Source organism: Hyphomonadaceae bacterium BL14 (genome assembly GCA_027627705.1).
Lineage (GTDB): Bacteria > Pseudomonadota > Alphaproteobacteria > Caulobacterales > Maricaulaceae > Oceanicaulis.
This window is the reverse complement of sequence record CP091242.1, coordinates 772,128-784,508: the sequence shown is the minus strand read 5'-3', so window position 1 is coordinate 784,508 and position 12,381 is coordinate 772,128. Positions and strand designations below refer to the sequence as shown.

The 12,381-nt window shown below is 67.2% G+C and carries 12 protein-coding genes; 6 read left to right on the top strand and 6 right to left on the bottom strand.

Features of this window, described 5'->3' with window-relative positions:
• The first annotated feature begins 9 nt into the window (after positions 1-9).
• From L2D00_03730 to L2D00_03710, 5 genes are read left to right on the top strand one after another with little or no spacing between them, the layout of a single operon-like run.
• Positions 10-1,170: a D-alanyl-D-alanine carboxypeptidase gene (locus L2D00_03730; GenBank protein WBQ13800.1), complete on the top strand. Its 1,161-nt coding sequence runs from the start codon at positions 10-12 to the stop codon at positions 1,168-1,170.
• Between the two features lie 5 nt (positions 1,171-1,175).
• On the top strand, positions 1,176-1,808 hold the full coding sequence (tmk, locus tag L2D00_03725; protein WBQ13799.1) for a dTMP kinase: 633 nt from the start codon (positions 1,176-1,178) through the stop codon (positions 1,806-1,808).
• Positions 1,805-2,833, top strand: a complete 1,029-nt coding sequence (locus tag L2D00_03720; protein ID WBQ13798.1) for a DNA polymerase III subunit delta' — start codon at positions 1,805-1,807, stop codon at positions 2,831-2,833. The genes tmk and L2D00_03720 overlap by 4 nt, the downstream gene beginning before the upstream one ends.
• Before the next feature lie 7 nt (positions 2,834-2,840).
• The gene (locus L2D00_03715) at positions 2,841-3,623 is read left to right on the top strand and encodes a TatD family hydrolase (GenBank protein WBQ13797.1); all 783 of its coding nucleotides are present in this window, start codon (positions 2,841-2,843) and stop codon (positions 3,621-3,623) included.
• Positions 3,623-4,474 carry an MBL fold metallo-hydrolase gene (locus L2D00_03710; GenBank protein WBQ13796.1) on the top strand — a complete coding sequence of 284 codons (852 nt, stop codon included), beginning with the start codon at positions 3,623-3,625 and terminating at the stop codon, positions 4,472-4,474. The genes L2D00_03715 and L2D00_03710 overlap by 1 nt, the downstream gene beginning before the upstream one ends.
• Here L2D00_03710 and L2D00_03705 read toward each other — a convergent pair.
• Positions 4,399-5,343, bottom strand: coding sequence for a hypothetical protein (locus L2D00_03705; protein ID WBQ13795.1), 945 nt, complete (start codon positions 5,341-5,343; stop codon positions 4,399-4,401). The genes L2D00_03710 and L2D00_03705 overlap by 76 nt on opposite strands.
• A gap of 251 nt (positions 5,344-5,594) precedes the next feature.
• Here L2D00_03705 and mazG point away from each other — a divergent pair, with 251 nt between their 5' ends.
• Positions 5,595-6,467 (top strand): nucleoside triphosphate pyrophosphohydrolase, encoded by an 873-nt coding sequence (mazG, locus tag L2D00_03700; protein WBQ13794.1) that lies wholly within the window; start codon positions 5,595-5,597, stop codon positions 6,465-6,467.
• A gap of 24 nt (positions 6,468-6,491) precedes the next feature.
• Here mazG and hflX read toward each other — a convergent pair whose 3' ends face one another.
• The 5 genes from hflX to L2D00_03675 all read right to left on the bottom strand — a co-directional run bounded on the left by hflX (position 6,492) and on the right by L2D00_03675 (position 12,378).
• Positions 6,492-7,826, bottom strand: a complete 1,335-nt coding sequence (hflX, locus tag L2D00_03695) for a GTPase HflX (GenBank protein WBQ13793.1) — start codon at positions 7,824-7,826, stop codon at positions 6,492-6,494.
• The gene (hfq, locus tag L2D00_03690; protein ID WBQ14486.1) at positions 7,823-8,080 is read right to left on the bottom strand and encodes an RNA chaperone Hfq; all 258 of its coding nucleotides are present in this window, start codon (positions 8,078-8,080) and stop codon (positions 7,823-7,825) included. Before hfq ends, hflX begins: the two co-directional genes overlap by 4 nt.
• Positions 8,081-8,184: 104 nt before the next feature.
• Entirely contained in the window at positions 8,185-9,579 is a 1,395-nt protein-coding gene (locus L2D00_03685) for a hypothetical protein (GenBank protein ID WBQ13792.1), read from the bottom strand.
• 19 nt (positions 9,580-9,598) lie between these two features.
• On the bottom strand, positions 9,599-10,972 hold the full coding sequence (gene trkA, locus L2D00_03680) for a Trk system potassium transporter TrkA (GenBank protein ID WBQ13791.1): 1,374 nt from the start codon (positions 10,970-10,972) through the stop codon (positions 9,599-9,601).
• Positions 10,969-12,378 carry a sigma-54 dependent transcriptional regulator gene (locus L2D00_03675; protein WBQ13790.1) on the bottom strand — a complete coding sequence of 470 codons (1,410 nt, stop codon included), beginning with the start codon at positions 12,376-12,378 and terminating at the stop codon, positions 10,969-10,971. Before L2D00_03675 ends, trkA begins: the two co-directional genes overlap by 4 nt.
• Positions 12,379-12,381: the final 3 nt, after the last annotated feature.

Sequence of the window (12,381 nt, the reverse complement as noted above, 5' to 3'; positions counted from 1 at the left end):
CACCGCGCCATGCCCGCAACACTCGTGAAATTTGCTTGTCTCATCGCCGCATTCGCGAGCTTTGCGGCCGCGCCTGCCCTGGCGCAGAACAGCGCCTTCGACACGCGCGCCAGCCATGCGGTGATCCTTGATTACGATACCGGCGCGGTGCTGTTCTCCAAGAATGGCGATATCCCCATGCCGCCGGCGTCCATGTCGAAGCTAATGACGGCGCTGATGGTGTTCGAGGCGCTCGAGGACGGGCGGCTGACAATGGATGACGAATTGCCGGTGAGTGAAACCGCTTGGCGCCGGGGCGGTGCCGCGTCGGGCTCGTCCACCATGTTCCTCGAGCTGAACTCGCGCGCCAGCGTGCGCGATCTACTGCAGGGCATCATCGTCCAGTCGGGTAATGACGCCTGCATCGTGGTGGCCGAGGCGCTGGGCGGCACCGAAGAGAATTTCGCCCTGATGATGACCGAGCGGGCGAGGGAGCTGGGCCTGGACAGCGCCAACTTCGCCAACTCCACCGGCTGGCCGCATCCCGAGCACCGCATTTCGGCGCTGGATCTGGCGCGCCTGGCGCAGATCATCATCCGCGACTATCCGCAATATTACGAATTCTACGCCCAGCCGGTGTTCACCTATAATGGCATCCGCCAGTTCAACCGCAATCCGCTGATCGGCTCCATGCAAGGCGCGGACGGGCTGAAGACCGGGCGCACCAGCGAAGCGGGATACGGCCTGACCGCGTCGGCCGTGCGCGACGGCCAGCGCCGCATCATCGTGTTCAACGGCATGGAGACCGAACGCGCCCGCGCCGACGAGGCCGAGCGCCTGATGCGCGCCGCCTTCACCGAGTTCGAGCTGCTCAATCTGGTCGAAGCGGGCACCGAGACCGGCCGCGCCGATGTCTATCTGGGCCGCGCCCCGGATGTGGCTTTGCGCGCCACGCAAGGCCTGAGCTTCGGCGTGCACCGGCGCGACCGGGCTGGTGTGCGCGCCGAGATCGTGTATCAGGGCCCGCTGCGCGCGCCGGTCGCTGTAGGCGACGTGGTGGCGCAGCTGGAAGTCACCACGCCCGACGGGCGTGTGTTCTCCGTTCCGCTGGAAGCCGGTGCCGATGTGCCGCGCAAGGGAATGTTCGGCCGGGCCGGAGACGGGCTGGTGCGCATCATCCGGGGCGGCTGACCCGCGTGGGCCGGGGATATTTCATCACGCTGGAAGGCGGCGAGGGCGCGGGCAAGACCACGCTGGCGCGCGCCCTGGGCGAAGCGCTGACCGCACGCGGGCTGGAGATCGTGCTGACCCGCGAGCCCGGCGGCACACCCAATGCCGAGGCGCTGCGCACCCTGCTGGTCGAGGGCGATCCCGGCCGCTGGTCGCCGGTGGGCGAAACCCTGCTTTTATACGCTGCGCGCGAGGATCATGTGCGCCGCCTGATCGCGCCGGCTCTGGCACGCGGCGCCTGGGTGATCTGTGACCGGTTTTCTGATTCCACCCGCGCCTATCAGGGCGCGGCGGGGGGGCTGGACGCGGCCCTCATCGACGCCGTCGAGACGGCGGCACTGGGCCATTTCAAGCCCGACCTGACCCTCATCGCCGACCTGGCGCCTGAGGCCGGGTTGGCGCGCGCGGCAGCCCGCGGCGAAGCGGTGACGCGGTTTGAAGCCAAATCCGCAGACTTTCACGCCCGCCTGCGCGCGGCGTTTCTGGCCATCGCCGCCGCAGAGCCGGAACGCTGCGCGGTGCTGGACGCCAGCCTTCCTCCGCGGGCCCTCGCGGGTGCCGCGCTGTCGGTCCTTGCCGGCCGGCTCGGCCTGCCATGAGCGATACGCCGGAAGCCGATCGCGAAGGCGAGCTGCCCCATCCGCGCACGGTCTATGACCTGTTCGGCCAGGACGCCGCAGCGGCGGCCATGGAGGATGCGCTGGCGCGCGGGCGCATGCATCACGCCTGGATGATTACGGGGCCCAAGGGCGTTGGCAAGGCGACGCTGGCCTGGCGTCTGGCGCGGCGCATGCTGGGCGCACCCGCTTCGGGACCGGCGCCGCTGTCCGCCGACCCGGCTGATCCCGTCTGCCGCCGGATCGAGGCGCTGTCGAGCTCCGATCTCTTGCTGATCCGCCGACCCTACAATGACAAGACCGGCAAGCTGAAAGCGGAGATTCCGGTTGAAGAAACAAGGCGTGCGCCGGACTTCTTCTCCAAGAGCGCAGGCGAGGGCGGCTGGCGGGTCTGCCTCATCGACAGTGCCGACGAGCTCAACACCAACTCGGCCAATGCCCTGCTCAAGACGCTGGAGGAGCCGCCGCGCCGGGGCCTTCTGCTGCTGATCGTCAATGCGCCGGGCCGGCTCTTGCCCACCATCCGCTCACGCTGCCGGACCCTGGCCCTGCGCCCGCCGCCGGTGGACGCCACCACGCGCTGGCTGGCCGATGTTCATGGCATAGACCCGGTGGACGCGGCGCGCGCGGCGGCGCTGGCCAATGGCGCGCCGGGCCGGGCGCTGGCGCTGGCCGCGTCGGGCGCAGCCGCGCTGAAAGAGGTCATCGACAAAGCGCTGGGCCAGCTGCCCGAGATTGATCCGGCCGCCGCGCGCAAGCTGGCCGACAGCGCCGCACGCAAGGACGGCGAGGCGGTCCGGCGCACGCTCATGGATTTTCTGATCGTCTATGTGCGCGACCGGGCGCGCCGCGCGGCGCTGGCGGGGCCGGGCGGTGCCGATGCCTGGATCGAGGCGGGCGATCAACTCACCCGTCTGGCCAGCGATACCGAAACGCTCTATCTCGACCCGCGCCAGTCCATTCACTACGCCCTGAGCCTCGTCCGCACCGCGGCCGCCAGCGGATAACCACACCATGCTCATCGATACACACGTAAACCTGCACGGGCCGGACTATGCCGGCGATCTGGACGCGGTGCTCGACCGCGCGCGGACGGCGGGCGTGTCGCCGATGATTGCGATCTGCTGCAAGCTGAGTGATTTCAAGGCTGTGTCGGCTATTGCTGATGCGCATAATGATGTGTGGTGCACGATCGGCGCGCACCCCCATCACGCCAAGGACCGGCCCGATATCACGGCTGCCGAGCTGGCGAACATTGCGCGCCATCCCAAGGTCGTGGCCATTGGCGAGACCGGGCTCGACTTCCATTACAATTATTCGCCCGCCGACGATCAGTACGCCAGCCTGCGCGCCCATATCGAGGCGGCGCGGATCACGGGCCTGCCCCTCATCCTGCATTGCCGCGAGGCCGATACGCAGATGGCCGATCTTCTGGAGGCAGAGATGGAGCAGGGGGCGTTCCGCGCTCTCCTTCATTGCTACACGGGCGGCGAGGAACTGGCCCGGCGCGCGGCCGCGCTGGGCGTCTGGTTCTCCGCCTCGGGCATTATCAGCTTCAAGAAGGCTGACGATGTGCGGGCCGTGTTTCGCGACGTGGTGCCGCACGACCGGGTGATCATCGAGACCGATTGCCCCTATCTGTCGCCGGTTCCCAAGCGCGGCCAGCGCAATGAGCCGGCCTTCCTGCCCCATGTCGCCGACGCGCTGGGCGCGCTCTACGGATGGAGCGCGCAGGAAACGGCTGAGCGCACCACGCGCAATGCCCTGGCGCTGTTTGACCGGATCCGCGTGGCCTGATGGCAGGGGTGTTGCGCGCACGCATTCTCGGCTGCGGCTCGTCGGGCGGCGTGCCGCGCGTGGATGGCGACTGGGGTGATTGCGATCCGGCGGAGCCGAAAAACCAGCGCCTGCGCTGCAGCTTGTTGCTGGAAGCGGCTCATTCCATTGAAGAATTGGTCTCCGGCCAGGTTACGCGCGTGCTCATCGACACATCGCCCGATCTGCGCGCCCAGCTGCTGGCAGCGCGCGTCGGCGACCTGGACGCCGTCGTGTTCACCCACGCCCATGCCGACCAGGCCCATGGCATTGATGATGTGCGCGCCATCGTCTACCGGCGCGGCGCAAAACTGCCAGCCTGGATGAGCCCGGCCACCCGGCGCGAGATCACAACGCGCTTTGACTATATCTTCCAAACCCCTGAAGGCTCATCCTATCCGCCCCTGATGACAGCCCGTGACGCGGCCGCCGGCGAGGCTTTCTCCATCACGGGCGATGGGGGCACTATCGCGCTGTCCCTGTTCGATGTGGCGCACGGATCATCGCCATGCAGCGGCGTCAGGGCCGGGGGCTTTGCCTACACGCCCGATGTCAGCGGTCTGGACGCCGCCGCGTTTGAATCTCTGTCAGACAGCACCGTATGGATTGTGGATGCGCTGCGCGAGAAACCTCATCCCAGCCACGCGCATCTGGCGCTGTCGCTGGACTGGCTGGAGACCGTCCGGCCGGAGCTTGGCGTGCTCACCAATCTCCATATCGATCTCGATTATCAGGCGCTGCGCGGGCGGCTGCCAGTTCATGTCCGGCCAGCCTTCGATGGCATGGAGATCATTCTGGACGATGGCCGCCTGAGCCATGTCAGCCCGGCCTGAGTGCGCTGGCGGGCCGCAGCGGCAGGCAATCGAGCCCAAACCCGTTCCCACGCCTTTTGACCCATCCAATATTTCTCATAATATATCTTATGCGCATATTTGAGCGCGCGCGCCTTGCGCCCGGACCTGTCCGAAAACCAGCCACGGCCCACACCCCCGGCCTCGTGCGATGCCAAATCCCCGAAGCCGGGATCGCGGGCTTTTTCGGGAACCGGGAGCTGTCCGAACGCCGTGTGGGCGCCGCGCACGAAATGGGAATGCTGGCTGAAAATCTGGCCAGGACGCGCGAGGCCGGCGGCATTGACGGTAAATTGAGGCGATCCCGGACCCTCCTCCCGCAGCCAGAAGCCCCGGGGCAGCTGGTCGGGCGGCAGGTTGTCGCCATAGCCTGTGATGCCTTGCGCCCCCTCGCCCAGCATGTCGCATCCGGCCGCCACCCGCAGGTCGCGTGACCCTGTGGCGCAGAACAGGCCACGCAAGGCATTGCCGTCTTGCGGCGTCACCAATCCCAGATCCGTGCGGCCGCCTTCGGCCGTCAGGATGTTGAATGAGCCCGAAACGGACGGCGATGCTGGATCGGTGGGTTCGCCAGCCGCCTCGGCGGCGGGCTCGCGAACAGGCGTTTCGCGCGGCGCCAGGACGGCGACAGGCTCCGGCTCGACACGGACTTGGGGCGGCACCGGTTCAGGCTCGACCAGGGGCACAGGCTCCACGACCTGAACCGGCTCCACAGGCTCGGCGGCGGGCGCTTCGACATGGACCATGACCGTCACGGGCGCAGGCTCGATCCGGGGCATGGGCTCTGGCCGGATCAGAACGAGCGCCAGGGCCACGACAATGTGGATCAACACAGCCAGCAGCACAGCCACCAGCCAGCCCCGCCCAAGCCGCATCGGCTGCGAGAACGGTGGCCCAAGCGGCGTTATCTCGCCGCGGGAAAGAGGTTCCAGCGAGACCATGGTCCGCCATTCTAGCTAAGGTGATTCCGGTATCCAAGGCTCGCCTCTCACGCGGTTTTGCGTCGTTCGGGCTGAGAGACCCGCAAGGCATTTCAGCCAGCGTCAGTTGACGCCCGGGCCCAATCTGCGCACCCCTTCCTGAAGGCAAATGGATAGAAAGCATGGATGAGATGACTTCAGCGGCTGATCCGCAGCTCAATCGCCAGCAGCGCCGCAAATGCACGCCGGTGACTGATCCTGCCGCAGACCCCATCGCGCGCCTCCTGTCGATCATGGAGGCGCTGCGCGATCTCGAGGGCGGCTGCCCCTGGGATCTGGAGCAGGATTTCCGCTCCATCGCGCCCTACACGCTGGAAGAAGCGTATGAGGTCTGCGACGCCATTGAGCGTGGCGACATGACAGACTTGCGCGAGGAGCTGGGCGATCTCCTCCTCCAGGTCGTGTTCCACAGCCAGATGGCGCAGGAAGCGGGCTATTTCCGGTTCGAGGATGTCGCTGCCGGCATCTCAGACAAGATGCTGCGGCGCCATCCTCATGTGTTCGGGGATGGCGAGGAACGCGACGCGGCCAGCCAGACCCGCGCGTGGGAGGCACAAAAGGCACAGGAGCGCGCCAGCAAAGGCTCGCCCGACACGTCTCTGCTGGCCAATATACCCCTCGCCCTGCCCGCCCTGGTGCGCGCGGAAAAGCTGACGAAACGCGCCGCGCGCGTTGGCTTCGACTGGCCGTCAGCCGAAGAGGTGTTTTCCAAGCTGGATGAAGAGCTTGGCGAGGTTCGTGAGGCCATCGCTTCGGGCGATCAGGACCATGTGGCCGAAGAGCTGGGCGATCTCCTCTTCGTCATCTCCAACCTGTCGCGCAAGCTGTCGGTGGACCCTGAAGCGGCGCTGCGCAGCGCCAACGCCAAATTCGAGCGCCGCTTCCGCTGGATCGAACAACGCCTTGCCGCAGAAGGCAAAACCTGTAGCGATGTGAATCTGGATGTGATGGAATCCCACTGGCTCGAGGCCAAGCTGGAAGAGCGCAAGGGCTAGAGCGCGCCGTCACCCGGACGCCGATCAGGACCGCTCGCGAACCGCCTGGCCCAGCCCCGGAAAGCGCGTGCCGAAGCGGCCGGCATCGGCCTGGCTCAGGCGCACCACGGCATGCACCAGCCCGGTATCGGCTTCCGAGCGTTCATCGAGAATCTCGCCATGCTCGTGGATCCACGCCATGGCGGCGGCATCGCCCGGTCCGGCCTTCACGCGCAGGATGAAGTCATCTTCGGACAGAGCGCTGTCCACGAGATTCATGAGCGCCTCGACCCCGTCGCCGGAGACGGCCGAGGTCAGCACGGCATGGGGCTCTTCGGGCCTGTGGCTGGCCGCCCGTGCGCGCCACATCAGGTCTTCGCGTACATCCGCGTCCAGCCGGTCCGCCTTGTTCCAGGCTTCGATAATGGTCTGGCCAGACTGTGGGCCCGCGCCCAGGGCCTCGAGCACGTCGAGCACATCGCGCTTGCGCCCTTCATTGTCGGGATCGGCCATATCACGCACATGGATCAGGACGTCGGCCTCCCTCACCTCCTCCAGCGTGGCGCGGAAGGCAGCAATGAGTTCGGTCGGCAGATCGGTGATGAAGCCCACCGTGTCAGAGATCAGGAGCTTGCGCCCCGATCCCGTCCGGATGGCGCGCACCGTCGGGTCCAGCGTGGCGAAGGGCATGTCCTTGGCCAGCACCTGCGCGCGCGACAGCAGATTGAACAGGGTGGACTTGCCCGCATTGGTGTAGCCCACCAGCGCCACCGTGGGCCAGGGCGCTGCCTGCCGGTTCTTGCGGTGGAGCGTGCGCGTGCGCACAACCTCGTCCAGCTCGCGGCGCAGCTTGGCCATCTTGTCGGAAATCAGCCGGCGGTCGGTCTCGATCTGGCTTTCGCCCGGCCCGGCCAGGAAGCCGCGCCCGCCGCGCTGGCGCTCCAGGTGAGTCCAGGTGCGCACCAGGCGCGAGCGCTCATAGGACAGGCGCGCCAGCTCGACCTGCAGACGGCCTTCACGGGTCTGGGCGCGGCGGCCGAAAATCTCGAGAATCAGCCCGGTGCGGTCGACCACCTTGGCGTTGAGGCGCTTTTCCAGATTGCGCTGCTGCACGGGGCTGAGCGCGGTGTCGATGATCACCACGCCGGCTTCCAGCTCGGCGACGCGCTCGGCCAGCGCATCCAGCTTGCCGGAGCCGAAATAGGCACCGGCATACAGCTTCCGGACCGGTTCGATCCGCGCCTCGACCGTGACCAGATCCAGCGCCTCGGCGAGCCCGCAAGCCTCTTCCAGACGCGCTTCAGCCCGCGCCGAATCCATCTTCGCGACCAGCGGCAGCAAGACCAGCGCGTGATCGGCCTGAGCCTGACGTTCGATCAATCAGCGTTCTCTTCGTCCGCCTCATCCTTGTCGAACAGCTGGACGGGCTGGCTCGGCATGATGGTGGAAATGGCATGCTTGTATACCAGCTGGATTTGCCCTTCGCGCCGCAAAAGGACGCAGAAGTTGTCAAACCAGGTCACAACACCCTGCAGCTTGACTCCATTGACCAGAAAGATGGTCAAGGCGGTCTTGTTCTTGCGCACTGTATTCAGGAAGACATCCTGAAGGTTCTGTTTCTTATCGTTAGACATCAGCCCCGCAACGCCCAGCTTGTCCGGCCCACGGCCGACCCACGACGCAACAGGTAACCACGGTTTCGCTGCACTGCAACCATGTTCACCTGCATGGCGCAGGCTCAATCGCCTGCAAATATCACCCCCAGGGCCGCGAAGGCAGCCAGAATTTCCAGCCGTCCGATCACCATCAGCAATATGGCGATCGCCAGCCCTGCCGGCGGCATGGTTTCATAGGCCGCCCCGGCCAGCGGCCCGGCATTGGCGATCGCCGCCCCTGCCGCGCGCCACGCGTCCTCAAACCCGGTTCCGGTGGCGGCGAGCAGCACCGCCCCTGCCCCCAGCGCAACCGGGTAGGCCAGGGCATAAACCGCGACGCTGGCGAACGCCGTGTCGGTCAGCGTGCGCCCGCCATACCGGCTGCGCACGGCAGCCGACGGGTGGGCCAGCAAGGTCACCTCGCCCCAGGCGCGGCGCATCAGGATCAGCACACGGGTCAGTTTCAGCCCGCCGGTTGTGGACACCGCCGAGCCGCCGATCAGCGCGAGGAAGATCAGCACCGGAACCGGCAGGACAAAGTGCTGCGTGGCCTGATACCCGCTGGTGGTGATCGCGAAAACCGCATCGAGACCCGCCGGCAGAATCGCCCCCGTGCCCGCCGCCAGCCCGGCGACCGCAGCGATGGCGGCGGTGATCAGCGCCATGGCGCGCAGCTCGCCCGACGCGCTGCGGGCGCGGTGACGCACGAGGATCTCGTAGAAGGCGGCGAAATTCCACGCGCCCAGCACGCACAGCAGGGCCAGAACGAAAATCGCCCCCGGCGGCAGCCATCCGGCCAGTGGCCCGCTCTGGGGGGCCAGCCCGGCCGTCGACATGCCCGACAGCGCCAGGCACAGCGCCTCGAACGCGTCCGCGCCGGTCACGGCGAGCAACACTAACCCGGCAGCGGTCACCACGAGATAGGCGGCCCCCAGACGCCTCAGGGCGGGTCCGAAATTGGTGAACAGGTCTGCACGTTCAATGGTCAGAAGGCTGGTGCGCCGCAGCCCGGTGCCCGGGTCCTCCAGGGCAGCGAACACCGTCACGGCGAGCACCAGACTGCCCAGCCCGCCCAGCCAGGCCAGCAGGCACCGCCACAGCACGCCGGCACGCGACAGCTCCTCGGGCCCGTACAGCACGGCGCCGGTCGTGGTCAGCGCCGAATAGGATTCAAACAACCCGGTCATGATGTCACCGGACGCGGCCATAAGCGGCGGGGCCGCCAGCAGCGGCGCGGCCAGCCAGAGCAGAAGCGCCAGGCGCAGCGATGCGGACGCCGTCGCCGGACGCGCGGTTCCGGCCGTTCCCGCCAGCGTGACCCCGCCGGCAAACACCCCGCCCAGCGCGGTGGCCAGGAAACCTTCGGCTTCGCGCGGCGCACCCTCCAGCCAGGCAAACAGGATGAAGGGCGTGGCGGCCGCGCCGAGGAACAGCGCGCACCAGCCGAGCGCTCTGACAAGGCGCGGTGACTGGGTCATGACGCGTCCCCCAAACGGGCTAGAAGTACTGCAGGCTGACCCGGAACAATTGTTCGACCTTAGGCACGGCACCCTTCAGCGCGAAGAACACCACCCGGTCATTCTCCTCAATCTGCACCGCGTCCCGGGCAAAATGAACCGCATCGCCCCGCACCAGGGCGCAGATCGCCACGTCCTCGGGAAGCTCCAGCCCGTTCAGGGGTTTGCCCACAAGCGGCGAGGTCGCCAGCGCCACGCCTTCCAGCGCTTCTGCCGCGCCTCCGGCCAGCGATTGCAGCCCGGTAATCCTGCCGCGGCGGATATGCTGAAGAATGGTGGAGACGGTCACTTCGCGCGGGTCAATCATGACATTCACGCCCAGCGCGCTGCGCACCGACTTGAACGCCTCTTCATTGACCAGGCACACCGAGCGCTCGGCCCCCTCGCCCTTGGCCATGACGGCGCTGAGCAGATTGACCTTGTCGTCATTGGTCAGGCACAGGGCCAGCTCGGCGTCCTCCACGCCCGCCTCGCGCAGGATGTCGCGGTCCATCCCATCGCCGTGCAGCACCACCGTTTTGCGCAGCACATCGGCGGCGCGCTCGGCCTGGGCCTTGTCGCGTTCGATGATGCGCACCCGCACCCCGCTGACACGCTCGAGGGCGCGCGCGACATACAGGCCGATATTGCCCGCCCCGATAATGACGACACGCCGGGCGCGCTGCGCCGAGCGGCCAAACACATCCAGCGCGCGTTTGACGTGGGCAGCCTTGACGCTGACATAGGCGTCATCGCCGGGCATCAGCTGGTCGGTCGCCCCGGGAATGAAGATCGTCTTGTCGCGCTGAATGCCCACAAGATCGAAGCCGAGATCGGGAAACAGTTCCAGCAGCTGGTCGCGCGAACTGCCTGCCACCGGTGACTGCTCATCGACCCGAAGGCCGAGAATCTGGACGCGCGAATTGGCGAAGGGCGCGGTGGCAAAGGCACCGGGCGTCTCCAGCCGCTGCAGGATCGACCGGCTGACCTCCAGCTCCGGCGAGATGGTCACATCAATGGGCAGGCCGCCGGTGGAGAACAGATCGCCCCAGCGCCGGTCAAGATAGCTCTGGGCGCGCACCCGCGCGATGCGCGTGGGCGTGTCGAACAGGGTCTTGGCGACCTGGCAGGCCACCATGTTGGTTTCGTCAGAATAGGTGACAGCGACCAGCAGGTCGGCATTGGCGATCCCGGCGCGTTCCAGCACATCCGGATGGGCCCCGTGGCCGACCACGCCGCGCACATCGAGATCGGTGGTCACCTTGTCGATCAGCTCGCGCGACCAGTCCACCACCGTGACGGCATTGCCCTCGCTGGCCAGTTCGCGCGCAATCCCGTGACCGACGCGTCCCGCGCCGCACACAACCGCTTTCATGACGGGATGTCCGTGTCAGTCTCGTCATCGCCGCGTCCCGGCCCGGCGACGCCCAGCGTCTTGAGCTTGCGGTGCAATGCCGAGCGCTCCATGCCGATGAACGAGGCCGTGCGCGAGATATTGCCGCCAAACCGGCTGATCTGCGCGCGCAGATATTCCCGCTCGAAGCTTTCGCGCGCGTCGCGCAGCGGCAGGGCGATCATGCGCTCGGCATCGAGGCCGGTGCTTGCGCTCGCAGAGCGGCCGGCCACCTCGCCGGGCAGGTGATCCAGCGTCACCGGCTCGTCGGGATTGCCCGACGCCAGGATCAGCAGGCGCTCCACATTATTGCGCAGCTGGCGCACATTGCCCGGCCAGTCATGGGCCTGCAGCGCGGCCATGGCATCCTCGCCGATCCGCCGGCGGGGCAGGCCGGTAATTGCGGTCAGGCGCTCGATGAAATGCTCCACCAGATGGGGAATGTCATCACGCCGCTCGGCCAGGGTCGGGATCTCGATGGGGACCACCGCCAGGCGGTGATACAAATCCTCGCGGAACCGGCCCTGCCCGATCAGGCTGCGCAGGTCGCGCGCGGTCGATGACAGCACGCGCACATTCACCTCCACATCCGCCGCGCCGCCAACCCGGCGGAAGCGTTGTTCCACCAGCATGCGCAACAGCTTGCCCTGGGTTGCCAGCGGCATGTCGCCGACCTCGTCCAGGAACAGTGTCCCGCCATGGGCCGCTTCCAGATGACCGGTGCGCTCCACCACGCCGTCGCGCTCGGCGCCGAACAGCTCCAGCTCCACCCGGTCCGGGTCCATCAGCGCGGCGCTGACGGGCACGAAATCGCCCTTCGCGCGGCTGGACGCGGCGTGGATCATGCGCGCGATCAGCTCCTTGCCCGTGCCGGGCAGACCTGAAATGAGCACGCGCGAATTGGTGGGGGCCACCCGGTCAATGGTCTGGCGCAGGGTGAGGATCGCGGCCGAGCGCCCGACCAGTTCGGTCTGCATCTCCGAGCGCGCGCGCAGCTCGGCATTCTCGCGGCGCAGCTGGCTGGCCTCCAGCGCGCGCTCCACCGTGATCAGAAGCTTGTCGGATTTGAACGGCTTCTCGATGAAATCATAGGCACCCTTGCGGATCGCCGCCACGGCGGTCTCGATCGTGCCATGACCTGAAATCACCACCACGGGCAGCAGCGGATCAGTGCGCTTGATCTCGTCCAGCAGCTCGATCCCGTCCAGCCGCGAGCCCTGAAGCCAGACATCCAGAATGGCCAGAGAGGGGCGGCGCTGGCGTACGGCAGCCAGCGCACTGTCCGCATCGCCGGCATAGCGCGCCTCATAGCCTTCATCCTCCAGCAGCCCGCCAATGAGCTCCCGGATGTCGGCCTCGTCGTCCACGATCAGAATATCCCGCGACATCAG